Raw genomic sequence first — 22,745 nt, forward strand, 5'->3', positions numbered from 1 at the left:
TGGGGAAAATTAGATGTTTAGGTGTGAAAAAGGAATTTGCTATAAATGATCGTATTGAGTAAAATGATTAGGTTATTCAATTTCTTGTTGAAGAAGAAAGGTTAGGAGAAGTTAACAGCATGGATTTTATTTTGATTATTAAGGCTTTAATTTTAGGTTTAGTGGAAGGTCTGACAGAATTTGCTCCTGTATCGTCAACTGGTCACATGATTATTGTAGACGATATGTGGCTGCAGTCAGAGGAGTTTTTAGGTAAATATGGTGCTAATACATTTAAGGTGGTCATTCAACTAGGATCCATTCTGGCTGTTGTTGTAACCTTTAAAGACAGATTTATTGATTTATTAGGATTTGGCAAAGTTCGCTCTAAGTTGTCCGCTGGACGAACCAGCCGCTTGAAACTTTCTCAAGTAATTGTTGGTCTAATTCCTGCTGGTGTGTTTGGGGTTCTATTTGAAGATTATATTGATGAATATTTATTTTCAACAGAAACAGTTTTAATTGGTTTAGTCATCGGGGCAATTTTTATGATTATTGCGGACAAGTTTCGACCTAAAAGTCCAAAAATTGAAAGTGTAGATCAAATAACTTATAAACAAGCTCTAACTGTTGGACTAATACAATGTTTTTCTTTATGGCCGGGCTTCTCTCGCTCTGGATCAACGATTTCTGGGGGAGTTTTAATCGGTATGAGTCACCGGGCAGCTGCGGATTTCACTTTTATAATGGCTGTTCCAATAATGGCAGGGGCAAGCTTTTTATCTTTAATAAAAAACCTTGAGTATATGACAATGGATGCACTGCCATTTTTTATCGTGGGATTCATTAGTGCTTTTGTCTTCGCTTTAATTTCAATTCGCTTCTTCTTGAGGCTAATTAACAAAATAAAGCTAGTACCTTTTGCAATTTATCGAATCATCCTGGCCCTTATCATCTACCTTATTTATATTTAACATATTGAAGGCGGTTTACCATTCAAAGGTAAGCTGCCTTTTTATTTTAAGCTATGGATGGACTTGGTGAAATAACTAACCTTCTGTTAGGAACATGCCTACACCAACTTACGTATCAAGAATATTTTATTCTAACAGGTAATTTTGTAGGGGGAAGGTGCTAAATAATTAAAATTACATCGTTACTTATTTGTGAATAGAAAGCTAAAGGGGTGATGAGGAAGATGAACGAAAAACACTGTATTTGTGAAGATATGAGGCAACTGTTAGAAGAACAAAACAAGTTATCGTTTGAAGGCTTTCGATTTATATGCGAGGAGCTAGGTTTTGACACGATCCCAATTATCCTTTCAAATGGCAAGTGCCAGTTTGAAGCTTGGGGCTGGACCAAACGAGGTGACTTTTTTACAACATCTGTCTTTCGGCTAGAATCACTGGACGAGCGGAATTGTTGTGCTAGCTTGTCCCTTCTTGAGCCTGTTGATATTGATGGATTCCCAGTTGATCTTTGTGACGACTTATTTGCACTCAGAAGAACAAATAATTGCATTATTGTGGACTTAACATGCTTTTGCACCTTACAGCCTTTATCACCGAAGCTTGTTGACCGTCTGCTTCCGATTATTGACCCAAAAGGATAATTTCCTTTTGCTAGGGTCACAATAATAGGCTAATTCTTTTTTTTGAAAATGGAAAATTTGGATATATGTCTATCGCACATTTTATAATAATGAATAGGATATATGGAAATCAAAAAAAGGAGGTAATGTAAATGTCAGGTGTAGCAGCTGGTTATGGAGGCGGTTTTGCGCTTCTAGTTGTTTTGTTCATTTTGTTAATTATTATCGGTGCATCTTGGGGTTACGGTTACTAAATTAAAGAGGAGGTAATATCTATGTATGGATATGGAGGATTAGGCTACGGCTGTGGTTACGCAGCGCCTGTAGCTGGTGTTGGTGCTGGTTATGGCGGCGGCTTTGCTTTAATCGTTGTTCTGTTCATTCTATTGATTATTGTTGGTGCTGCTTGCTTTAGATTCTAATATTGGATAGAAAAAGGCCCTCGGTTAATCCTGAGGGCTTTTCATCATGGAATTATTCTTTTGCCATAGTTTAAAGTCATCAAGCTCTCCCGAGATTTTCTTCAGGGTAAAGCCTATAACGGCTACATCATCTAGAATGCCGATCCCAACTAGAAAATCTGGGACAACGTCTAATGGTGAAATGAAATAAATAATGGCACCTAATACAGATAGAATTGTACTGGTGGAGACATTTCGGTATTCTCCTTTTGTATAGGCTCCGGCTAATTCAAGAAACAACTGCAACTTTCCAAAGGCTTCTCCTAAACTTACTTTATTAACCATTGCCTTTTTTAATGCTTTTTTTAACAGTCCCTCTGTCTTATGCGAGGGGGTAAGATACTCTTTTGCACTATTTACATATTTAAGCTCTTCTTTTTGGAAATCTAGGTGTTTAGAGCCCAACTGAACATTCACTTCCTTTGGGAAATTCATATGAATAGCTTACCTCAATATGCTTGATTTATTTTATACTTACATCAATTTTGTGAAGAGCCATTTTACATATTATGAGTGAGTGAGGTTATCTCTCTATTTACCCCAAACAATACTTTCCACATCAGAGCCTTCAAGTGTTTCTAGTTTAAGTAAAGTATCTACAAGAAGGTAGTATTGAGCTTCATTTTCTTTTATGAGCCTTACTGCATTTTCGAGGCCTTTGTCGAATAGCTCTTGCATTTTAGCTTCTTTATCTAGTTTGCTGAAGGTCAACGTGAATCCGGTTTGAAGCATACCTGTATCCACCATCTGCTCGATCATTTGCTTTGCCTGTTGGACATCACCACTTACACCGATACTATGTTCTCCCAGAAATAATCTTTCTGCAACACCGCCAGCTAAAACCATTGACACGCGGTCAAGGAGTTCACTGGAAGTAGATAAGTGAATTTCCTTTTGAATAGGTGCCACATATCCGAGCGCATCCCCACGTGGGATAATGGTTGCTTTGCGAACAGATCCCGGTTTGGTTAAAGAAGCAACAATGGCGTGACCGGCTTCATGTATCGCTACTCTTCGCTTCGTTTCGGGATCCTGTAAAGTCCGTGATGTACTTCCCAGAATGGTACGGTCTAGTGCATAATCTAGATCATCTTTACGTATTACATCCTGTCCATTTCGGACCGCTCGTCTACTGGCTGTTTCAAACAATGATTGTAATTCTGCTCCAGAAAAGCCTGAGGTGCTTTCAGCTAAATTTTCTAATGAATTGTGTATCTCATCTGAAATTGCCTTTCCCTTGACATGGAGGTCAATAATTTCCCGCCTTCCTTTTGTATCGGGAAGAGGAACCTGGAATGAAAAGTCAATTCGACCTGGGCGAAGAAATGCTTCGTCTAACATATCCTTTCTATTGGTTGCTGCAATAAATAGAATACCATCATTCGATTGTCCTCCATCCAGTTGGACTAGAAGTTCGGTTAAGGTTTTTTCTGCCTCTTCGCCGCCATGTGGTTTTCTTTTTCCCGCAAGTGCATCAACTTCATCTATAAAAATAACGGCTGGACCTTGTTTCCTTGCTGTTTGGAATAAGGAACGAACACGACTTGCACCTACCCCAATGAATAATTCATTAAAGGCCGAACCGCTTGCTGAGAAGAAGGCTGTATTCAATTCATGGGCAATTGCTTGAGCTAATAAGGTTTTTCCTGTTCCAGGCGGTCCGTATAATAATATCCCTTTTGGTGGTTTAATTCCAAGCTTTAATGCTCTTTCGGGTTCTTTAAGAATCGACAGTGTTTGCAGGATTTCTTCTTTCATTTCTTCTCCAAGTCCGCCGACATCCTTTAGACGTATGGATGGACGAGGCCGAGCTTTTGATACACCGCTCTTCATTGTGCCAGTGGCCCCAAATCCACCTTTCTTTTTTTGCAAGATCAATCCTGCGGCAATAAGAGAAAGGAGAATACCAACTGCAATCCATTTGCCGTAGCGGCTACTAGGTGAATAGGAATACTGTATATTATATTTTTCAACAAGCTTACCAATCATTAGACTATTCGGGGGAACGTGGGAGAGGTAAACTTGACCATCTGCTATAAGTTGAAGACGGCCATTAGCGTGTTCAGTCAGGTATACAGCTTGACCATTTTGATTTTGAATGATTTTTTCAATTGATTTAAAAGGGGTCTCAGTTTTGGTAGGTGCAGTAGATATTCCCCAAATGACTGCAGAAATAATGATAATAAATGCTGTTAGAAACAATGTGATTTTTAAAATAGTATTTTTACTGCGATTCAAGGGGAGTCATCTCCTTTTTTATAAGGTCTTATTCTATTATAAAAGGAAATTATGAAAATGGGTGTGGGAATGAGTGGAAGAAATTTTCCAGATTAAATAAAATAATTGCAAAGTTAACGTTAGAGAGATAAGATTGAAATTATGGGCAAAAATTAATGATTTTCAAAGAGAGGAATTAAAAATGGGTAACGATTTTAAACAAGAAGTATTATCGCGTCGAACGTTTGCAATTATTTCCCACCCGGATGCCGGAAAAACTACGCTTACCGAGAAATTATTATTATTCGGCGGTGCAATACGTGATGCAGGAACGGTAAAAGCAAAAAAAACAGGGAAATTTGCAACCAGTGACTGGATGGAAATTGAGAAACAACGTGGAATTTCTGTAACGTCCAGTGTTATGCAATTTGATTATGATGATTTCCGTGTCAATATATTAGATACACCAGGGCACCAAGACTTTAGTGAGGATACGTACCGAACGCTGATGGCTGTCGACAGTGCTGTCATGATCATTGATTCTGCAAAAGGGATTGAAGAACAAACCCTTAAGCTATTTAAAGTGTGCCGGATGCGTGGAATTCCTATTTTCACCTTTATCAATAAGCTTGATCGCCAAGGAAAAGCACCGCTTGAGTTGCTCGCAGAATTAGAAGAGGTACTTGGAATCGAGTCTTATCCAATGAACTGGCCGATTGGAATGGGTAAAGAGTTCCTTGGGATATACGATCGTTATTATAAACGTGTTGAACAATTCCGGGTAAGCGAGGAAAATCGCTTCATTCCTTTGAATGAAGAAGGAGAAATTGAGGGAGACCATCCATTAAAGGCTTCCGGTCTTTATGACCAGACACTAGAGGAGATTATGCTGCTTAATGAGGCTGGAAATGAATTCACCAAAGAAAAAGTAGCTGAAGGTAAAATAACTCCTGTATTCTTTGGAAGTGCTTTAACCACATTTGGTGTTCAAACTTTTCTTGAAACCTATTTACAATTTGCACCTCCTCCAAAGGCCAGAAATTCTTCCAATGGCGAAATTAATCCTCTTGGGGAAAGTTTCTCAGGATTTGTTTTTAAAATTCAGGCAAATATGAATCCTGCCCACCGTGACCGTATTGCTTTTATACGTATTTGTTCAGGGAAATTTGAACGAGGGATGACCGTCAACATCCCTAGGCTTGGCAAACAATTGAAATTGGCGCAATCTACCTCTTTCATGGCAGAAGAGCGCAGCACAGTCGACGAGGCAGTCAGTGGGGATATCATTGGTTTATATGATACAGGTACTTACCAAATTGGTGATACCATTACAACTGGTAAGGATCAATTCCAGTTTGAGAAATTGCCGCAATTTACTCCAGAACTTTTTGTAAGGGTATCTGCTAAGAATGTTATGAAGCAAAAATCCTTTTATAAAGGGATTCAGCAGCTTGTTCAAGAAGGTGCTATCCAACTTTATAAAACTGTAAAAACAGATGAATATTTGTTAGGAGCAGTTGGACAATTACAGTTTGAGGTATTCGAGCATAGAATGAAGAATGAATATAATGCTGAAGTATTAATGGAACGTATGGGTTCAAAGATTGGACGATGGATTGAAGGCGATAGCGTGGACGAGAATTTATCAAGCTCTAGAAGTCTGCTTGTAAAAGACCGTTTTGACCATTATGTCTTTTTGTTTGAAAACGACTTTGCCCTTCGGTGGTTCCAGGAGAAAAACCCACAAGTCAAGTTATATAACCCGATGGACCAGCATGAGTAAAAAGAGATGGCGAATATTTCGCCATCTCTTTTGTTTTACAGAAAATTCAGATTATAGCTTGATGAAATTTTATGAAACCCCTTACAATTAGTACGATTCTTGTTGGAGGAGGGAAATGATGGAAAAGGGTTATTTTTTTACAGGGTTTCCTGGATTTATTTGTAATCAACTCATTCGTGAGGTTTTAAAAAGGAATCAATTAAAGGGTGTTATCTATGTCCTAGTATCTCTAACACTTGGGAAATGGTTTTTATCAATTAAACCTATACGAAGGTATCTCGGGGTTGAAAAAGAGGCATTGGATTATTTTACTTGGATGGGTAAGTTTGATAATACACTAGCAGCCAATGATTTAAAGGGCTCAGGAATTCGCTGTCCAGATTTTAAGGAAGGAATTCGGCCGATGACCGCATTTTATTTAAAACAGAAGGATAATCCAAATTATCAAATTAGAATATTATAATGAAAAAAATTAAATCTTGTTAGTTTTTTTGGCAAAATACTGGTAAAAATAAGTTGAGTAACCCTCATCAGTATAAAAAAAGCCACTAGAAGCGGGATTGAAAGATGAAAAAATTAGGTAAATTAGAAGCAGTTTTATGGAGTGTTGCTTTTCCTGGGTTTAGTCAGCTGTTAATACACCAGTATATTAAAGGGCTTTTGTTTGTAATTTTAGAGTTTATTATTAATGTTAACAGTCGATTTAATTCAGCAATTATGTACAGTTTCTTAGGGGAGATTGAAAAGGCGGAAAGAGTGATTGATTACCAATGGCTTATGTTTTATCCCTGTGTCTATATGTTTGCCATGTGGGATGCTTACAGATCAGCAATGCCAGCAGAGGAGAAACATTCCTATTTACCGTTTGTTTTTGGTGCATATTTTGTAACTGTTGGTTTAATGGTTTCACCTAAGGTAAATATTTTGCATATTCACCCTGGGCCAGTTTTTTTGCCTATGATTTTCCTAATACCCGGTTTACTCGCAGGTTTTATTATCCAGTTGTTCATTAAGACCTTAATGAAAGATAGTAAACGGAAGAAAGCTTCAAATTAATTCAATTAATTTGAAGCCTTTTTGCTTTTTAAAAAAAGTTCAATATGCCCCCAAAAAGGGTATTGGTTATTACGAAATTCTTTAATGAAAAAGTTGGAATAGACCTCTCATACTTCCACAGGAAGTGATATCCATTAATGGTGCTTTTTCTTTAGCATGCTATTACCCCCAAAAAGTCCAAGGTAACATTCGTATGTTATAATTGGGTCAATAGAGAGGTGAAGCAATGCTAGGTTTATTGTTTATGACTAAAAGTAAAAAACGAACTCTAGAAGAGTCAGTGATTCTAATACAGCAGGGAAACAGGTCACTACTAAATGAAACTATTGATGCCTATAAACCCTTTATTGCGAAAACTGTTTCATCAGTATGTAAAAGATATATTTACGAAACAGATGATGAATTTAGCATCGGCCTTATAGCGTTTAATGAAGCGATTGAAAAATACTCTCCTGAAAAGGGGAAATCACTGCTAAGCTTTTCAGAAGTATTAATCAAAAGAAGAGTTATTGATTATATAAGGAAGCAATCAAAAAACAATCATATTAGCATGGATTTAACCTTTTCCTCCCTTCAAGAAAATACAGTCGGTATAGGTATTATTAATGATCTTTCATTAGAGGAATTCAAGAAGAAATCCGATGAAGAACTTCGACGAGAAGAAATTATCCATTTTCAACTATTATTAACTTCCTTCGACTTAAGTTTTAGTGACCTTGTAAAAAATTCTCCCAAGCATGCGGATGCGAGGGAAAATGCCATATTAGTAGCTAGAAAACTAGTGGAAGATACAGAATTAAAAAATAAATTGCTTGAAAAAAAACGTTTGCCAATAAAAGAGTTAGAAAAAATGGTAGATATAAGTAGAAAAACAATTGAACGGAATAGGAAATATATTATTGCTATTGCCTTAATCCTATCTAGTGATTATGTGTATATGAAAGAATATCTTAAGGGGGTGCTCGAAATATGAAAAAGGGAATTATAATGGATATGAATAATTCTTATTTAACGTTATTAACCTCTGAAGGAGAGTTCTTACGTGCACATAAGCATGGTAACAGCTACCAAATCGGTGAAGAGATTGACTTTTTTCCTATTAATGCTCATCAGGGTGGGAAAGTTCCCTATTCACTAAGAAGTGTTATATTTAAAAGGTCAGTTTGGGTGTCGATGATTGCTCTTTTTATTTGTATGAGTGCCATCATACCAATTTATCAAAGCAATAAAGCCTATGCCTACATGTCAATAGATGCGAATTCCAGTATTGAACTTGGGTTAAACAAGCGAATGCAGGTTGTTGAAATCAACGGTTTTAATCAAGATACAAATAAGTTCATCTCTCAACTTTCTGACTGGGAAAAAACCGATGTCTCAGATTTGGCTCTTCTAATTGTTAGTAAGCTTAAAGAAAAGGGCTTAGCAAACAACGGACCAATTGTAATATCTACTGTTGAGACTGAAGACCTTAATAGTAAACTCGGGGCAAAACTACAGGCAAATATAGAAGAAATCAAGGCTAATACTGAATCTGTTGAAGTCAAAACGTATATAGCAACAGAAGAGGATGTTCAGGCGGCACGAGACTTAGGCATACCTATTGGTCAGTACTATAAAGATAAGAACAAGTCTTTACAAGATGGGGAAACAAATGAATTACCCAAGCAATTAGAAATCGAGAATCCTTCAAATAAAGTGACAACCCCTTCTGTTTCATTACCAGGTAAAGAGTCAGCACCAGGTCAATTAAAGAAGGAAACAGAGGATAGTCAGCCTAATAATAAAAACTCTAATAATGTAGAAAAGAATAGCCAGCAAAACAGCAGAGAAGAGAGTAAGCTTGCCCCTGGACAACAGAAAAAGACAGATGAAAATATTTCTGGAACATTAAGGCAAAATAATGGACAGAAAAACAAACAATCAAATGAAAAAAACAATTCAACTAATAAACAATCTCAGCAACAAAATAAAAATAAATAAAGTCCGATCATAAAGATCGGACTTTTTCCATGTTATGAAGTTATTGTTCAGAAGACTGGCCTGACATTTGTGCTTGAGCTTGCTTTACTAGTCGTTTAGTAATTTCTCCGCCCACTGAGCCATTAGCACGAGAAACTGTATCTGAGCCAAGTGTAACACCGAATTCCTGGGCAATTTCATATTTTACCTGGTCCAGATATTGCTCGATACCAGGAACCAATAACTTATTACTGCTGTTTGCCATCATTTTCAACTCCTTGTAATCGTTACAGAGATTTACTCTCTGTATCATTATTGTTTATAAATAAGATGAATTTCATAAGTGGTAATCTTTTTCGTTTTTGGATGACATAGTAATTTTTTTAATTAATCTGTTCCTTTACTTACATCCTTTGTTGGGTGCATAAATGGGTATGCCTGGGGCTTTCTTTTACTTTCAAGCAGTTCTCGGTTCTCTGCTGTATTCCAGCCGATATCATTTGTAGGGTGAACCCATTCGTCACCTGCCATTATTGCAGGGTCCGTTTCATCAGACCATTTTTCTAAAGGAGAATTTGGGGAGGAGTACAAGCTGTCTCCGATGACTACACCATGCTCATTGATAAAGGGTTCCTGCATTTTAATTCCAGTCCCTTCGAAGCTGGGGGCATTAATTTGATGAGGCATCGTTTCATCCATACTTACCTTCGGTGTAGCCTGTGCTTTTTTCTTATCCTTCATTAGAAACTCACTCCTCTTTTTACCTTATTCTTTTACAATAAAGCTTTTTTATTTTATGAAAAATAAGGAAGTGATGTATTCTTTGCTTTTGTTTAACACTATATATGTAACACATATTGATGGGAGGAATAAACGATGGCAAAACGTAAAGCGGAATTTAATGCTGTTGAAAAATATTCAAAAACGCCCCATAAGAATGTTCAGGAAAGTGAATTTTCAGCTGAATTCACACATGGAGAAGATGAATTAAAAGGAGCAAACCGTAATTCAAAGTTGGGGAGAAAAGGAAGACAGTAATGGAAGACAAAAAGAAAAAAGAGATTCCACGTGTAGAATTCAGCATAGAATTTGGGGATGTAAACGGGGTAAAGCTCTATGAGGTCCTTCAGGCGAAAGGCGATAAGAAAAAATCATCTAAAGAAAAATAGCCGGCTAATTAGCCGGCTATTTATTTAGGGAAAATGGGAAAATCTGTGTCGCTTCATTAGCAGGGTTAAAATATGCTAATATATTTGTGGATTGGACCTTAACTTCGCCAGTATTTAGATAAACATTTAGATCAAATGAAACTTCTTCAAGCATTGTGTGTTTGAAAAGATCTTTCTCATCTAATTTTAAGGGTGTGTAGGCTGCTCCTAAAATTTGAGGTTGTTCAGCTATTAGTTTGTAAACCTGCATACGGTCTTTCTTTTCATAACTTGCATTCCACCAAGGCTTTCTTGGTTTATATTTATGTTCCTTCAGATAGTCATATTTCATTAATCCAGCTATTATGTCCAAATGCTCAGTCGCCCGTTTCTCAAGGAACGAGTATAGCCTGCGGTATAAATCTTCAAGCTGATGCCCGATTCTAGACCATCCCTGCTCATCCCAGTATGAACCAAACTCCTGAAAGAAATCAAAAGGTGTCGGAAATACATTTGTTACTAGGTACTCAACTGTATGATCCATTCTATGATCATTCCAATATTTTTCCAATACATCTTCAACTTGTTTAATCCGGACAATATCATCAAAGGAGAGAACGTTATTTCCTAATATTTCATATGGTGAATGATCCATATATACATACTGATGGTCTGCTGCACGTAGGCGTAGACCTGTCCCCCGCAGCATTTTTAAAAATCCTAACTGAAGTTCCTCAGGACGCAGCTCAAAAACATCATTAAATGTCTTTTTAAATGAGTTGTAATCCTCTTCAGGTAATCCTGCAATTAAATCAAGATGCTGGTCGATTTTGTTACCATCCTTCACCATCGTAACGGTGCGAGTTAGCTTAGCAAAGTTTTGTTTACGCATTACAAGTTCGTTTGTAAAATCATTTGTTGATTGAACTCCTATTTCAAATCGAAACAGACCCTTTGGTGCCTCATTATTCAAGAATTCAATAACCTCTGGCCTCATAATGTCCGCAGTTATTTCAAATTGAAAGACAGTCCCTGGAAGATGTTCATCGATTAAAAATTGAAACATTTCCATTGCATAGCTTCTGCTTATGTTGAAAGTCCGATCAACAAATTTAATGGTTTTAGCACCGTTAGCCATTAAATAACGAATATCGTCTTTTATTTTTTCACGGTCAAAATAGCGGACACCCACTTCAATGGATGAGAGGCAGAATTGACAGCTAAAGGGGCAGCCACGGCTAGTTTCGATATAAGTAACCCGCTTGCCTAATCCACTCAGATCCTCTGTAAATCGATATGGAGAAGCCAATTCTTTTAGATCAAGCTTGTTCATTTGGGCTGTAACCTTTATCTGTCCATTGTCTCGATAAGCAATGCCAGGAACACTTTGAAAGCTTGTCTCCCCTTCTTCAATTACAGACAGCAGCTGCTTGAAGGTTTGTTCACCTTCGCCGATAACAATGATATCGACATTTTGAACCTTTTCCATCCACTCGGTGGTATCATAGGTTACTTCGGGTCCCCCTAAAACAATTAAGATAGAAGGATCAATCTTTTTTATCATATTAACAACTTTTATGGTCTCTTCAATATTCCAAATATAGCAGCTAAAGCCAATAACAGTCGGTTTTTGCTGATACAAGTCAGTCACAATATTCATGATCGGGTCCTTAATCGTGTATTCCCTCAATTGGACATTAAATTCTGGAGCCGCATATGCCCTTAAATAGCGGATAGCAAGATTGGTATGGATATATTTCGCATTTAAAGTACTACAAATTACTTTCATAAGAAATCTCCTTTGAAAAAATAAAAACAATATTATATTATATCCCAATTTCCATTAATTCGATAGCATTAATGGAACCAGTAAATATAAACCTGTAATCCTGTTATATTACAGGATGTAATCTGTATTATATCAAAAAGTGGAAACTAAAGGCTCTAAATGAACCTTTTTTATACTAATTCAAATGTGTTATAAAAATTTTTCTTGGATGTTTGATTTTTGTCACAGCGTAATATGTAGAATTACCCTACAATAATTCTTAAAGTTGTAACAATTTGATTATGGGAATGAAAGTGGGGGAGGAAACAAATGTCAATTTTACCAATGAAAAATGATCTTGGTTTTTTTGAAATACGCCTGGAATCTATTGGAGGTCTTGGAGCAAATCTCGCAGGGAAGATGCTGGCTGAGGCCGGTGTGTTAGGGCTAGGTTTAAACGGATCGAATTTCTCATCCTATGGCTCTGAAAAAAAGGGGTCACCCGTTAAAAGTTTTATCCGCTTCTGTGATCCTGAAGTAGAAATTAGGGATCATAGTCCAATTGAACAACCGCATATTATTGCCGTTTTTCATGAGGCGTTATATAAAATGGTAAATGTTGTTAGTGGTTTGCATGCAGATGGGATCGTATTAGTTAATACAGTGAGAGAATTTGATGATGTAAAGAAGGACTTGCTTCTTGAATATGGAACCTTGGCAATTGTTGACGCTTTAACGATAGCAGTTGAGGAGAAGACGAAAGTAAACACTGCTATGCTGGGTGCTATGTTCCGAATCTGTGATTTCTTAGATCCCGATGCAATGAGAAATATTATTCGGAAAACGTTTGAGAAAAAATATCCGCATCTTGTAGAACCAAATATCCGAACATTTGACCGAGGCTACAATGAAGTTCAATTTAAAACCTATGAAGTCCCTGGCGATGCAGCAGGCAAAGGCTTTATTCGTCCTTTACCTCTCTTGGGTTATAAGACTCAAGAAATTGGCGGCGTAATCACCACACAAGCCAATAGTATTTTAAAAGACCTTAGCGGGTCACGACAAGGATTCCTGCCACAGTTCAATAAAGAAAAATGCATTAACTGTGCTGCTTGTGATAACGCCTGTCCTGATTATTGCTTTGTTTGGGAAGCGGGAGAAGATAAAAAGGGCAGAAAGCAAATGTTCCTTAACGGTATTGATTACCAGTATTGTAAAGGATGTTTAAAATGCGTCGAAGCTTGCCCTACCGAGGCCCTAGGCGAGCTTAGAGAGATGATTGGTTATGCAGATGCTAACCGTGTGAAGCAAAACTTTCCCTATTTAGAAGGAGGTAGTTTCTAATGGCAACCTTAGAAGAAAAATTAACAGGTCAAAACATTGCAGAGCAGCTATCCACCTTTGAATCTGGCAATGAAATGGCAGCGATGGCAGCTGCACAAATCAATTATCATATCATGGGGTATTTTCCGATTACTCCTTCAACGGAAGTAGCTCAGTATTTAGACCAAATGAAGGCTCGCGGAGAGCATGATATTCATTTAATACCAGCCGACGGCGAGCACGGTTCTGCGGTTATTTGCTACGGGGCAGCAGCAACAGGTGCAAGAGTCTTTAATGCTACAAGTGCAAACGGTTTATTGTACATGATTGAACAACTTCCTGTTCAAGCGGGTACACGTTTTCCAATGGTTATGAACCTTGTGACTCGTTCTGTCAGTGGACCGCTTGATATTAGAGGAGATCACTCGGATCTTTATTATGCACTAAATACAGGCTGGGTTATTCTTACAGCAAGAACACCTCAAGCTGTTTACGATATGAATATTTTGGCACTCAAAATTGCTGAACATTCTAAGGTGCGTCTTCCCGTTATTGTTGCCTACGACGGATTTTTCACCTCGCATCAAAAGCGTCGTGTAGAATTTTTTAAGAACCGGAAAGTGGTGCAAGAGTTCGTAGGGGAATGTCCAACAGATTACCATTTTGCCAGAGATCCAAAGAAACCGGTAACAATCGGTGCACATATGAATGGGGATGACCTGATCAATAATCATTATCAGCAATCGGAAGCCATTTATGCGGCAGGGGGAGTTTTTAGAGAAGTGGCCATCGAATATGCTCGAATCTCGGGTCGAGAATATCCTGTATTGGACCTGTATAAAATGGAAGATGCCGAAGTAGCACTATTCTTATTAAATTCGGCTGCAGAATCTGCAAAGGATGTTGTCGATCAGCTACGGGCAAAGGGTGTTAAGGCTGGTGTAATTAGTCCTAATATCATCCGTCCATTCCCAGCTAAGGAAATTCGTGCGGCACTTAAAAATGTAAAAGCATTATTGGTAGGTGAACGTGCAGATTCTTACGGTGCAAACGGCCCTAACTTAACACATGAAGTCAAATCTGCCCTTCAAGAGGACCGTCATAATCAGACAATCGTACTAAGTCGTGTCTTCGGACTTGGAGGAAAGGACTTTTATGCAGATGATGCTTCAAACTTCTTCGAAATGACGGTTGCTGCTTTGGAAAAAGGCTATGCTGAAAAAACTTTTGATTATTACGGTCATGTACCGGGTAATCCAGAAAACATCTTGAAACCGGTTATTACACCTCAGCATGGGGATGTTTATAAGACTGGTTTGATTGATATCAAGCTGGATGAAGAAACGAATAAGTTAATAGTAAAAATTCCGCCGCTTCGTGCGCTTACCACTAAGCCGAAGCGAATTGCATCCGGACATGGAGCATGTCCGGGATGTGGAATTTTTACTGGTTTGGAACTTTTCTTTAAAGGGATTGAAGGGGATATCGTTACATTATTCCAGACTGGCTGTGCGTATGTAACGACTACTTCTTATCCACATAGCTCACATAAACAAACGATGATTCATAACCTGTTTCAAAATGGTGCCGCGACTCTTTCAGGAACTCTTGAAGCGTTCTTAGAACTAAAAAGACGGGGCGAAATAGAAGTCTCCGATGAGGCAACATTTGTTATGATAACGGGTGATGGCGGTATGGATATAGGAATGGGGTCAGCCATTGGTACTGCTCTTCGTGGCCACAAGCTAATAATGCTTGAGTATGATAACGAGGGTTATATGAATACTGGATCACAGATGTCTTACTCTACTCCTTTAGGTCATATGACCAGTACTTCTGGTGTTGGAAAAACACAAAAGGGCAAGACGTTCCACCATAAGGATACGGCACAAATTATGGCGGCAACCAATATTCCTTATGTTTTTACTGGTGCAGAAGCGTTCCCTCAGGATTTAATCAAGAAAGGTGCTAAGGCACAGTGGTATGCTCAAAATGTAGGAACGGTTTACGGCAAAATCCTTATTACTTGTCCGCTAAACTGGAAGTCTGAAGATCGGTATGGTTCAACGATTTTAGCTGCTGCTGTTAACTCATGTTTCTTCCCGCTTTATGAAATAGAGCAGGGTGTAACGACCATAACATACGATCCAGAAGCAAAGAATAAACGTATTCCTCTGTCTGATTGGTTAAATTATATGGGTAAAACGAAACACCTGCTGAGGGAAGAAAACTTGCATTTATTAGATGAATTTTGTGAAGAAGTCGAGAAAAGATGGCAGCGACTAAAAGCAAAGCACGAAAGTCCATTTTTATAAAAAGTTGAGGCAAAGTGGTTAGTACCACTTTGCCTTAACTTTTTATTTGACATTAACTGTATAATTTGATATACATCTAATTAGATATATATCAAATTAAAGGGGCGGAAAAAGGTGCAATTAGACAGGTTAGTCACTTTCTATAAAACGATGGGGGATCCAACGAGGGTTCGAATTGTTACACTGTTGGCGAAAGGACCACTTCATGGTCAGGCTATTGCGGGGAAGCTCGGTCTAACCCCACCGACTATAACTCATCATTTAAAGAAATTGCGTGAGGCTTCTGTTGTCTATGAAAGGCGGGACAAAAATATGATTTATTTCTATCTGAATGAATCGATGATTAAGCAGCAGGCGCTGGTTCTAACACAGTTACTGGATAAAAAAGAGGAGGAACTGGAGAATATGGTTAAGGTAAGCTTAGAAAGGCAGAAGGTTATTGACAATTTTTTTACCAAAGAAGGAAAACTGAAGAATATCCCTGCACAGCGGAAAAAGAAGTTAATGGTGTTTGAGCATATAATTCAGGGGATGAAGGTTGGAAAGAAATATCAGGAGAAGGAAATCAATGAGTATATTAAACAGTTCCATGATGATTATGCAACGATAAGGAGAGAGTTTATTATTAATCATTATATGTTTCGTGAGAATGGGATATATGAGTTAAATCCTCACGAAATGTGGGCGAAAATCGAATGACAAAAGCAATCCAAATGGATTGCTTTTGTCAATGGAAAGTGTAGAATTTCTAGCATTTATTGAAGTGCTTTTTTGACTGTATCGACCAATATTTCTAATCTGTTAATTCCTTTTCTTTGTTTGATTAAGGTTTTACCTAGTTTAAGGGAATTTTGTTTTGCGTTGATTCGGGTTTGGTCGTCTACGATTTTGTCTAAATCGGCCACATGGGACAGCCCGATTGTTCGGCGGATTAATTCACATCCTGCAAAGCCTACAGCATCCTCGAAATATTTGGACTTTAAGTGGTCGAGAAACAGCCTAGATTTGGATAAATCATCTTTGTTTGCAATTTCCCATAAGACGGTAAACTGTTCGTCAAATACATTCCAAACCGTTTGTATATGATGGATAAAAATTTCTTTCTTTTCAGAAGAAGCAATTACCTGGAAGAGCAGATTTGCAAATACCTGACCGATATCAAATCCGGCTGGACCATAAAAAGCAAATTCAGGATCAATCACTTTGGTTTCCGTGCTGCTTGCAAATATGCTGCCTGTATGCAAATCTCCATGGAGAAGAACTTCAGCTTCGGTTAAGAAGCTTTTCTTCAAAACAGAGATTTGATATTTTAATTCACCATCATTCCAAATCGATTGGACTTCACTTCGTAAACTTTCCTCAAAATCATTTGTTTCAGCATCATAATAGGGATCGGTAAAAATAAGGTCCTCCGTTATATTGCAAAGTTCAGGATTAATAAATTTTGCTGCCTGTTCTTTTTTTAATTGAGGACCTAGTGCATAGTCTGATGTGAAAAATAATGTTTTAGCTAGATATTCACCGATATGCTTAGATAATAAAGGGTAGGTCTCGCCATTTATAAATCCGCTTCTTGCAATGGCTAAATGAGAAAGGTCCTCCATAACCGTAACAGCCAACACATCATCTGTGTAATATACCTCTGGGACGTAATCTGGGACTATATGACCAAAGACTTTTAATGCATCTGCTTCAATTTTAGCTCTTTTTAACGTAAGGGGCCAGCTTTCGCCAACAACTTTAGCATATGGAAGTGCTTGCTTTATAATGATTCCCTTATTAGTAGCTTCATCAACGATATGAAAGACTAGATTAAGATTTCCGTCACCGATTTCTTTGCAGTTTAATTTGGTGTTGTTACAAAAAAGTTTTAAACTTAGGGCAAGTTCAACGGCTGAGTTTTCAGTTAATGGATGGTAAGTAGTTGCATTTAATAGACTCATGATAATCCTCCTTAATTTGCGAGGCTTTAGTGTATGATGACACTAAAAAGCCTCTTTCTTTTCTGAAAGAGGCTAGAAGACAAATAGTCTGTCGCACCTCTTATCTCTCAGAAAGGGTCTCCTTCTGTTGGAATTAGCACCGTGCCAAGAAGAGGTATCCCTAGTGCTTCATGCACCCCATTTTTCAATGGCATCTTGGTCGGTTGCTGGGCTTCAAAGGGCCAAATCCCTCAGCCAGCTCGTGATAAGAGTAATCATTATATTTTTTTAATTTCGAAAAGTATCATAACAAGCGGGAAAGATGCTGTCAATATTTTTTGAAAATTATATTTACAGCAACTATTTATAGAATTCTGGTTTTCGATCTGTGAAAATAGGAATTTGCTTACGCACTTGTGTAACTAAATCTAAATCAATCACACCAGTTAGAATCTCCTCATTCTCTCCAGCCTCGGAAATGACTTCACCCCAAGGGTCAATAATCATGGAATGACCTGCAAACTGATTGTTCGGGTCTTTCCCAGAGCGATTACAAGCAATTACATAACATTGATTTTCGATGGCTCTGGCAATAAGCAATGCCCGCCAGTGTGACAGGCGTGCTGCAGGCCATTCGGCAACAACAAATAATGCTTTTGCCCCCTCTGCGGTATGAGTACGGACCCATTCTGGAAAGCGTATATCATAACAAATCATTCCTGCAAACGGAAGATTATCAATTTCGAATAATCCTTTTTCAGTGCCCGCTTCTAAATAGAGGTGTTCATCCATTAGTTTAAAGAGATGCAGTTTGCTATATTGATGAATGAGTTCTCCCTTTTTGTTTATGATAAGCAATGTATTTTTTACACCATTTTCTGTTTGATTTGCAACTGAACCCCCAACAAGGTGGACTCCATACTTTTGAGCTAATTTCTTTAAGAAATGAATCGTTTTACTAGCTTCATGGTCAGCGATGACATCAAGGCGTGTCAGATCATATCCAGTTGTCCATAATTCAGGAAGAACAATCACGTCTGGCTGCTCATGGATTGAAGCTTGAATAAGTTTTTCTGCGGTTTTATAGTTCCTGTCAGGTTTACCAAAGACAATATCCATCTGGAGACAGGCAATTTTTAATTTCAAAATCTTCACCTCATTTGGAATTTCTGAATTTTAACTTTACAAGCTGTTATAAAAGTTATATCATTTGTGACTAGAATTTCAACTAAAATATGAATTAATTAAAGCAGGTGAGAGCGATGAAACAATTTGCACCGTCAGAATTATTAAATAGTCTTCCCAAACAATTTTTTGCTTCACTGGTAAAAAAAGTAGGAATATATATTGAACAAGGATATGATGTTATTAATTTAGGACAAGGCAATCCAGACCAGCCTACACCAGAACATATTGTGGCAAAGCTGCAGGAAGCCGCTGAGAGTCCCCTTAATCATAAATATTCACCTTTCCAAGGACATGCCTATTTGAAAGAGGCAGCTGCAGATTTTTATCTCAAACAGTATGGGGTTAAGATTGATGCTAAGGCGGAAGTAGCAATTTTATTTGGGGGTAAAGCAGGCTTAGTTGAAATTCCCCAATGTCTTCTGAATCCTGGCGATCTGATGCTTGTACCAGATCCGGGATACCCAGACTATTGGTCAGGGGTTGCTCTTGCAAAGGCCGAAATGGCAACGATGCCATTAAAAGAAGAAAATGGTTTCTTACCAGACTATAGTGAACTAGACAAAGAGATCGTCAAAAAGGCTAAACTAATGTTACTAAACTACCCAAACAATCCTACAGGAGCCACGGCAACTAGAGAGTTTTTCGAAGAAACGATTAAACTTGCTGAGGAGAATGATATTTGTGTCGTTCATGATTTTGCCTATGGAGCTATTGGGTTTGATGAGGAAAAACCTCTAAGTTTCTTACAACTGAAAGGTGCTAAAGAGGTAGGGATTGAAATATATACCTTATCAAAGACCTACAACATGGCCGGTTGGCGGGTTGGATTTGCGATCGGTAATCCTAGTGTTATTTCTGCCATTGAATTGCTCCAAGACCATATGTATGTTAGTTTATTTGGAGCTATTCAAGAGGCTGCAGCAGCTGCTTTAACATCATCACAGGATTGCGTAAGAGAGTTAAATGCTCTTTACGAGCGGAGGCGGAATGTGTTAATAGATGGACTGCAATCACTAGGCTGGAAGGTCACAGCTCCAAAGGGTTCCTTTTTTGCATGGCTCAAAGTTCCAGAAGGATATAACTCTGAACAATTTGCTAATATTCTTCTGGAGCAGGCTCACATCATGGTGGCTCCGGGTATTGGTTTCGGTAAGTACGGTGAAGGTTTTGTGAGGGTAGGGTTATTAACCTCTGAGAACAGATTAACAGAAGCAGTTGAAAGAATTAGTAAGTTGGAAATTTTTAAAAAATAAAGTTGACAAAAAATAAATTTCTTGGGATAATCCAAAATAAGTTTAACAACGTACAAATAAGTAAATACTACGAATCGTTTTCTTATCAAGAGCAGGTGGAGGGAAAAGCCCGATGAAGCCCGGCAACCGACTTAACCATTAAGTTAAGCACGGTGCTAAATCTTGCAGCTAATTGCTGAAAGATGAGAAGATGTTAGTTTTTTTGATGCTAACCTCTTCTTTTATTAGGAGAGGTTTTTTAGTTTTGACTTGAGAGGATGAAGATTTGTGACTGAAGTCATTGCAACCTATCTAATTCATGATGAAAAATATCCAGAGAAAAAAGCAGAGGAAATTGCCTTAGGCTTGACAGTTGGTTCCTGGACAAACTTGCCAGAGCTTGAGCAAAGTCAATTGTTAAAACATAAAGGGAGAGTTGTTCAGGTTGAAGGAGTCCCTGCTAAACAAGACGACAAAGCGCTGATTCAAATAGCCTATCCTACAGTTAATTTCTCGACAGATTTACCAGCAATCCTAACAACAGTCTTTGGAAAGCTTTCCTTAGATGGGAAAATAAAATTATTAGACCTACAGTTTGCTGATTCCTTAAAACGCCAATTTCCTGGACCACGCTTTGGTATCGAAGCTCTTAGGAATAAACTTGGCGTTCATGATAGACCATTGTTGATGAGCATTTTTAAAGGCGTTCTCGGTAAGGACCTTATTTTTTTAACAGAGCAATTGAAGCAGCAGGCACTCGGGGGAGTAGACTTTGTAAAAGATGACGAAATACTATTTGAAAATGAATTAACCCCGTTTGAGAGACGAATTATTGATGGTCGAAAGGTATTAGAAGAAGTGTATGAACAAACAGGTCACCGGACTTTATATGCTGTGAATTTATCAGGAAGAACTTCTCAGTTAAAGGATAAAGCCAGGAGAGCAGCAGAATTGGGTGCAGACCTACTATTGTTTAATGTATTTGCCTATGGGCTTGATGTATTGCAAGAGTTACGTGAGGATGATGAAATAGCACTGCCGTTAATGGCTCATCCTGCCGTCAGTGGGGCTTTTACTTCATCTAACCATTATGGAATTTCTCATTCCTTGTTACTAGGAAAGCTTCTTCGCTACGCTGGAGCAGATTTGTCATTATTTCCATCGCCTTATGGAACAGTAGCCTTAGAAAAATTGATTACACTTTCAATTGCTAATGAACTAACAACCGAAGATCTTCTAAATCGTGCTTTCCCTGTTCCCTCAGCAGGAATTCATCCTGGAATGGTGCCATTGTTAATGAGGGATTTTGGAATTGATTCTGTTATTAATGCAGGCGGTGGGATCCACGGCCATCCAGATGGTGCACGTGGTGGAGGTTTAGCGTTCCGACAAGCAATTGATGTTACTTTACAAGGAAAAAGCTTGGCTGAAGGAGCAGAAAACCACCCTGAATTAATGAAGGCGCTCCAATTGTGGGGAAATCCAGAGGTGAGAGCCTAGATGAAAACGCCAATTATCTATTGTGACTTTGACGGGACGATTACGGAAAGAGATAATATAATTGCCATTATGAAAAAATTCAATCCTCCTAATTGGGAGGAAATTAAGGATCAAATTCTCTCTCGTGAAATTTCAATTAATGAGGGTGTTGGCAAATTATTTGCTATGCTCCCAAGTGAAATGAAAGAGGAAATTACCCGGTTTGCAGTTGACAACGCGAGGATTCGTGAAGGATTCGAGGATTTTGTCGACTATCTGCGGAATGAAGGGATCCCGCTATACATTGTAAGCGGAGGAATTGATTTCTTTGTGGTCCCAATAATTGAAAAATTCGGACCATTTGCAGGGGTTTATTGTAATCAAGCCGACTTTTCTGGAGATTATATAAAAATTCTATGGCCGTATCGATGTGATGCTTTATGTAAGAATGATTGTGGCTGTTGTAAGCCAAGCATTATAAGAGAACTATCACAGAATGAAGAGTATGACAATATTGTCGTTGGAGATTCCGTTACAGACCTAGAGGCAGCAAAGCAGGCTGACTTTGTACTGGCAAGAGACATGTTAGAGGAAAAATGTGAAGAGTGGGGATTATCTTACAAAAGCTTTACAACATTTTATGACTGTATAGATGCTATAAAAAATCGGATAGAGGTGAAGAAGCTGTCATGTTAAAAGAGAAATGGCTTGAATTAGCGGATGTAAAGGATGAATTGTCTGGAAGAGATTGGTTTATGGGGACCAGTGGTAATCTGGCCATTAAGGTAAGTGATCATCCACTGCAATTCTTAGTAACGGCAAGTGGCAAGGATAAGAGAAAGCGAACAGACGAGGATTTTCTGCTTGTTGATGAATATGGGCGGGCAGTGGAGGAAACCCATCTAAAACCTTCAGCTGAAACACTTCTGCACGTAGAAATATATCGAAATACCAATGCAGGGTGCAGCCTACATGTTCATACAATTGATAACAATGTGATTTCAGAAATTTATGGTGATCAAGGCGAGGTAACATTTAAAGGGCAAGAATTGATAAAAGCTTTTGATAAATGGGAAGAAGATGCAGTTTTAAAAATTCCTATTATCAAAAACTATGCTCATATCCCTACTCTGGCAAATAAGTTTTCAGAGCATATTTCAAGTGATACAGGAGCTGTGCTTATCCGTAATCATGGGATAACCGTTTGGGGGAAAACGGCTTTTGAGGCTAAGAAGATTCTCGAGGCCTCAGAGTTCTTATTTAAATATCAGTTGCGTTTACTGGAACACAAACCATACCAATTATTTAAAGTAGTATAAAA

General features: G+C 38.1%; 25 protein-coding genes and 2 riboswitches. Of the genes, 18 read left to right on the forward strand and 7 right to left on the reverse strand.

Going from position 1 to position 22,745, the window contains the following annotated elements:
• Positions 1 to 119: 119 nt before the first annotated feature.
• From BTR25_RS00475 to BTR25_RS00490, 4 genes are all read left to right on the forward strand, one after another.
• Positions 120 to 953, forward strand: coding sequence for an undecaprenyl-diphosphate phosphatase (locus BTR25_RS00475; RefSeq protein ID WP_075685047.1), 834 nt, complete (start codon positions 120 to 122; stop codon positions 951 to 953).
• 224 nt (positions 954 to 1,177) lie between these two features.
• Positions 1,178 to 1,594, forward strand: coding sequence for a CotY/CotZ family spore coat protein (locus BTR25_RS00480; RefSeq protein ID WP_075685049.1), 417 nt, complete (start codon positions 1,178 to 1,180; stop codon positions 1,592 to 1,594).
• Between the two features lie 131 nt (positions 1,595 to 1,725).
• The gene (locus BTR25_RS00485; RefSeq protein WP_075685051.1) at positions 1,726 to 1,827 is read left to right on the forward strand and encodes a YjcZ family sporulation protein; all 102 of its coding nucleotides are present in this window, start codon (positions 1,726 to 1,728) and stop codon (positions 1,825 to 1,827) included.
• 21 nt (positions 1,828 to 1,848) lie between these two features.
• The gene (locus tag BTR25_RS00490) at positions 1,849 to 1,995 is read left to right on the forward strand and encodes a YjcZ family sporulation protein (protein WP_075685053.1); all 147 of its coding nucleotides are present in this window, start codon (positions 1,849 to 1,851) and stop codon (positions 1,993 to 1,995) included.
• A 24-nt stretch (positions 1,996 to 2,019) separates the two neighbouring features.
• Here the strand turns inward: BTR25_RS00490 and BTR25_RS00495 are convergent, their stop codons facing one another.
• Entirely contained in the window at positions 2,020 to 2,469 is a 450-nt protein-coding gene (locus BTR25_RS00495) for a YkvA family protein (RefSeq protein ID WP_083652212.1), read from the reverse strand.
• Between the two features lie 96 nt (positions 2,470 to 2,565).
• Entirely contained in the window at positions 2,566 to 4,272 is a 1,707-nt protein-coding gene (locus BTR25_RS00500; protein ID WP_075685055.1) for an AAA family ATPase, read from the reverse strand.
• 181 nt (positions 4,273 to 4,453) lie between these two features.
• On the opposite strand from BTR25_RS00500, the gene BTR25_RS00505 reads away from it, so the two are divergent.
• The 5 genes from BTR25_RS00505 to BTR25_RS00525 all read left to right on the forward strand — a co-directional run bounded on the left by BTR25_RS00505 (position 4,454) and on the right by BTR25_RS00525 (position 9,070).
• Complete coding sequence (locus tag BTR25_RS00505) at positions 4,454 to 6,034, forward strand: peptide chain release factor 3 (RefSeq protein WP_075685703.1); 1,581 nt, start codon at positions 4,454 to 4,456, stop codon at positions 6,032 to 6,034.
• Positions 6,035 to 6,149: 115 nt separating this feature from the next.
• Entirely contained in the window at positions 6,150 to 6,497 is a 348-nt protein-coding gene (locus BTR25_RS00510) for a hypothetical protein (RefSeq protein WP_139311148.1), read from the forward strand.
• Between the two features lie 104 nt (positions 6,498 to 6,601).
• Positions 6,602 to 7,090, forward strand: coding sequence for a hypothetical protein (locus tag BTR25_RS00515; RefSeq protein ID WP_075685059.1), 489 nt, complete (start codon positions 6,602 to 6,604; stop codon positions 7,088 to 7,090).
• Between the two features lie 226 nt (positions 7,091 to 7,316).
• On the forward strand, positions 7,317 to 8,063 hold the full coding sequence (sigI, locus tag BTR25_RS00520) for an RNA polymerase sigma factor SigI (RefSeq protein WP_075685061.1): 747 nt from the start codon (positions 7,317 to 7,319) through the stop codon (positions 8,061 to 8,063).
• Positions 8,060 to 9,070 carry an anti-sigma factor domain-containing protein gene (locus tag BTR25_RS00525; RefSeq protein ID WP_075685063.1) on the forward strand — a complete coding sequence of 337 codons (1,011 nt, stop codon included), beginning with the start codon at positions 8,060 to 8,062 and terminating at the stop codon, positions 9,068 to 9,070. The genes sigI and BTR25_RS00525 overlap by 4 nt, the downstream gene beginning before the upstream one ends.
• 40 nt (positions 9,071 to 9,110) lie before the next feature.
• Here the strand turns inward: BTR25_RS00525 and BTR25_RS00530 are convergent, their stop codons facing one another.
• Both BTR25_RS00530 and BTR25_RS00535 read right to left on the reverse strand, forming a co-directional pair.
• A complete protein-coding gene (locus BTR25_RS00530; protein WP_075685065.1) occupies positions 9,111 to 9,314 on the reverse strand; it encodes an alpha/beta-type small acid-soluble spore protein in 204 nt (67 codons plus the stop codon).
• A gap of 122 nt (positions 9,315 to 9,436) precedes the next feature.
• Positions 9,437 to 9,790 (reverse strand): DUF3905 domain-containing protein, encoded by a 354-nt coding sequence (locus BTR25_RS00535; protein WP_075685067.1) that lies wholly within the window; start codon positions 9,788 to 9,790, stop codon positions 9,437 to 9,439.
• A 135-nt stretch (positions 9,791 to 9,925) separates the two neighbouring features.
• Between BTR25_RS00535 and BTR25_RS27385 the strand changes: the two genes are divergently transcribed.
• Both BTR25_RS27385 and BTR25_RS28375 read left to right on the forward strand, forming a co-directional pair.
• The gene (locus BTR25_RS27385) at positions 9,926 to 10,087 is read left to right on the forward strand and encodes a hypothetical protein (protein ID WP_175596675.1); all 162 of its coding nucleotides are present in this window, start codon (positions 9,926 to 9,928) and stop codon (positions 10,085 to 10,087) included.
• Positions 10,087 to 10,218, forward strand: coding sequence for a hypothetical protein (locus BTR25_RS28375; RefSeq protein WP_303046806.1), 132 nt, complete (start codon positions 10,087 to 10,089; stop codon positions 10,216 to 10,218). The genes BTR25_RS27385 and BTR25_RS28375 overlap by 1 nt, the downstream gene beginning before the upstream one ends.
• Before the next feature lie 16 nt (positions 10,219 to 10,234).
• On the opposite strand, the gene BTR25_RS00540 is transcribed toward BTR25_RS28375, so the two are convergent.
• Positions 10,235 to 11,986, reverse strand: a complete 1,752-nt coding sequence (locus BTR25_RS00540) for a B12-binding domain-containing radical SAM protein (RefSeq protein WP_075685069.1) — start codon at positions 11,984 to 11,986, stop codon at positions 10,235 to 10,237.
• A gap of 309 nt (positions 11,987 to 12,295) precedes the next feature.
• Between BTR25_RS00540 and BTR25_RS00545 the strand changes: the two genes are divergently transcribed.
• The 3 genes from BTR25_RS00545 (at position 12,296) to BTR25_RS00555 (ending at position 16,302) form a co-directional block, all read left to right on the forward strand.
• Entirely contained in the window at positions 12,296 to 13,309 is a 1,014-nt protein-coding gene (locus BTR25_RS00545) for a 2-oxoacid:acceptor oxidoreductase family protein (RefSeq protein ID WP_075685071.1), read from the forward strand.
• Positions 13,309 to 15,603, forward strand: coding sequence for a thiamine pyrophosphate-dependent enzyme (locus BTR25_RS00550; protein WP_075685073.1), 2,295 nt, complete (start codon positions 13,309 to 13,311; stop codon positions 15,601 to 15,603). The genes BTR25_RS00545 and BTR25_RS00550 overlap by 1 nt, the downstream gene beginning before the upstream one ends.
• A 114-nt stretch (positions 15,604 to 15,717) precedes the next feature.
• The gene (locus BTR25_RS00555) at positions 15,718 to 16,302 is read left to right on the forward strand and encodes a DUF2087 domain-containing protein (protein ID WP_075685075.1); all 585 of its coding nucleotides are present in this window, start codon (positions 15,718 to 15,720) and stop codon (positions 16,300 to 16,302) included.
• A 56-nt stretch (positions 16,303 to 16,358) separates the two neighbouring features.
• Here BTR25_RS00555 and mtnK read toward each other — a convergent pair whose 3' ends face one another.
• Both mtnK and BTR25_RS00565 read right to left on the reverse strand, forming a co-directional pair.
• A complete protein-coding gene (gene mtnK / locus BTR25_RS00560) occupies positions 16,359 to 17,546 on the reverse strand; it encodes an S-methyl-5-thioribose kinase (protein WP_075685077.1) in 1,188 nt (395 codons plus the stop codon).
• A gap of 97 nt (positions 17,547 to 17,643) precedes the next feature.
• Positions 17,644 to 17,797, reverse strand: a riboswitch (SAM riboswitch).
• A gap of 88 nt (positions 17,798 to 17,885) precedes the next feature.
• On the reverse strand, positions 17,886 to 18,671 hold the full coding sequence (locus BTR25_RS00565) for a carbon-nitrogen family hydrolase (RefSeq protein WP_075685079.1): 786 nt from the start codon (positions 18,669 to 18,671) through the stop codon (positions 17,886 to 17,888).
• A 116-nt stretch (positions 18,672 to 18,787) separates the two neighbouring features.
• Between BTR25_RS00565 and BTR25_RS00570 the strand changes: the two genes are divergently transcribed.
• The 4 genes from BTR25_RS00570 to BTR25_RS00585 all read left to right on the forward strand — a co-directional run bounded on the left by BTR25_RS00570 (position 18,788) and on the right by BTR25_RS00585 (position 22,743).
• Complete coding sequence (locus BTR25_RS00570; protein WP_075685081.1) at positions 18,788 to 19,966, forward strand: pyridoxal phosphate-dependent aminotransferase; 1,179 nt, start codon at positions 18,788 to 18,790, stop codon at positions 19,964 to 19,966.
• Positions 19,967 to 20,045: 79 nt separating this feature from the next.
• Positions 20,046 to 20,155, forward strand: a riboswitch (SAM riboswitch).
• A gap of 78 nt (positions 20,156 to 20,233) precedes the next feature.
• Positions 20,234 to 21,445 carry a 2,3-diketo-5-methylthiopentyl-1-phosphate enolase gene (gene mtnW / locus BTR25_RS00575; RefSeq protein WP_075685083.1) on the forward strand — a complete coding sequence of 404 codons (1,212 nt, stop codon included), beginning with the start codon at positions 20,234 to 20,236 and terminating at the stop codon, positions 21,443 to 21,445.
• Entirely contained in the window at positions 21,446 to 22,120 is a 675-nt protein-coding gene (locus tag BTR25_RS00580; protein ID WP_075685085.1) for a 2-hydroxy-3-keto-5-methylthiopentenyl-1-phosphate phosphatase, read from the forward strand. It begins immediately after the preceding gene.
• Positions 22,114 to 22,743: a methylthioribulose 1-phosphate dehydratase gene (locus BTR25_RS00585; protein WP_075685087.1), complete on the forward strand. Its 630-nt coding sequence runs from the start codon at positions 22,114 to 22,116 to the stop codon at positions 22,741 to 22,743. The genes BTR25_RS00580 and BTR25_RS00585 overlap by 7 nt, the downstream gene beginning before the upstream one ends.
• Positions 22,744 to 22,745 lie beyond the last annotated feature (2 nt).

Origin of the sequence: Bacillus sp. MRMR6, assembly GCF_001940785.1 — a bacterium.
In the GTDB taxonomy this organism is placed as follows: domain Bacteria; phylum Bacillota; class Bacilli; order Bacillales; family Cytobacillaceae; genus Neobacillus.

What these genes read in the sequence shown, in the direction of transcription:
- BTR25_RS00480 (WP_075685049.1), top strand. Translation starts at nt 1,178, where the DNA reads ATGAACGAAAAACACTGTATTTGTGAAGATATGAGGCAACTGTTAGAA.
- BTR25_RS28375 (WP_303046806.1), top strand. Translation starts at nt 10,087, where the DNA reads ATGGAAGACAAAAAGAAAAAAGAGATTCCACGTGTAGAATTCAGCATA.
- BTR25_RS00585 (WP_075685087.1), top strand. Translation starts at nt 22,114, where the DNA reads ATGTTAAAAGAGAAATGGCTTGAATTAGCGGATGTAAAGGATGAATTG.
- BTR25_RS00535 (WP_075685067.1), bottom strand. Translation starts at nt 9,790, where the DNA reads ATGAAGGATAAGAAAAAAGCACAGGCTACACCGAAGGTAAGTATGGAT.
- BTR25_RS00495 (WP_083652212.1), bottom strand. Translation starts at nt 2,469, where the DNA reads ATGAATTTCCCAAAGGAAGTGAATGTTCAGTTGGGCTCTAAACACCTA.
- BTR25_RS00530 (WP_075685065.1), bottom strand. Translation starts at nt 9,314, where the DNA reads ATGGCAAACAGCAGTAATAAGTTATTGGTTCCTGGTATCGAGCAATAT.
- BTR25_RS00550 (WP_075685073.1), top strand. Translation starts at nt 13,309, where the DNA reads ATGGCAACCTTAGAAGAAAAATTAACAGGTCAAAACATTGCAGAGCAG.
- BTR25_RS27385 (WP_175596675.1), top strand. Translation starts at nt 9,926, where the DNA reads ATGGCAAAACGTAAAGCGGAATTTAATGCTGTTGAAAAATATTCAAAA.
- BTR25_RS00505 (WP_075685703.1), top strand. Translation starts at nt 4,454, where the DNA reads ATGGGTAACGATTTTAAACAAGAAGTATTATCGCGTCGAACGTTTGCA.
- BTR25_RS00475 (WP_075685047.1), top strand. Translation starts at nt 120, where the DNA reads ATGGATTTTATTTTGATTATTAAGGCTTTAATTTTAGGTTTAGTGGAA.
- mtnK (WP_075685077.1), bottom strand. Translation starts at nt 17,546, where the DNA reads ATGAGTCTATTAAATGCAACTACTTACCATCCATTAACTGAAAACTCA.
- BTR25_RS00510 (WP_139311148.1), top strand. Translation starts at nt 6,150, where the DNA reads ATGATGGAAAAGGGTTATTTTTTTACAGGGTTTCCTGGATTTATTTGT.
- BTR25_RS00490 (WP_075685053.1), top strand. Translation starts at nt 1,849, where the DNA reads ATGTATGGATATGGAGGATTAGGCTACGGCTGTGGTTACGCAGCGCCT.
- BTR25_RS00570 (WP_075685081.1), top strand. Translation starts at nt 18,788, where the DNA reads ATGAAACAATTTGCACCGTCAGAATTATTAAATAGTCTTCCCAAACAA.
- sigI (WP_075685061.1), top strand. Translation starts at nt 7,317, where the DNA reads ATGCTAGGTTTATTGTTTATGACTAAAAGTAAAAAACGAACTCTAGAA.
- BTR25_RS00485 (WP_075685051.1), top strand. Translation starts at nt 1,726, where the DNA reads ATGTCAGGTGTAGCAGCTGGTTATGGAGGCGGTTTTGCGCTTCTAGTT.
- BTR25_RS00515 (WP_075685059.1), top strand. Translation starts at nt 6,602, where the DNA reads ATGAAAAAATTAGGTAAATTAGAAGCAGTTTTATGGAGTGTTGCTTTT.
- BTR25_RS00545 (WP_075685071.1), top strand. Translation starts at nt 12,296, where the DNA reads ATGTCAATTTTACCAATGAAAAATGATCTTGGTTTTTTTGAAATACGC.
- BTR25_RS00580 (WP_075685085.1), top strand. Translation starts at nt 21,446, where the DNA reads ATGAAAACGCCAATTATCTATTGTGACTTTGACGGGACGATTACGGAA.
- BTR25_RS00525 (WP_075685063.1), top strand. Translation starts at nt 8,060, where the DNA reads ATGAAAAAGGGAATTATAATGGATATGAATAATTCTTATTTAACGTTA.
- BTR25_RS00540 (WP_075685069.1), bottom strand. Translation starts at nt 11,986, where the DNA reads ATGAAAGTAATTTGTAGTACTTTAAATGCGAAATATATCCATACCAAT.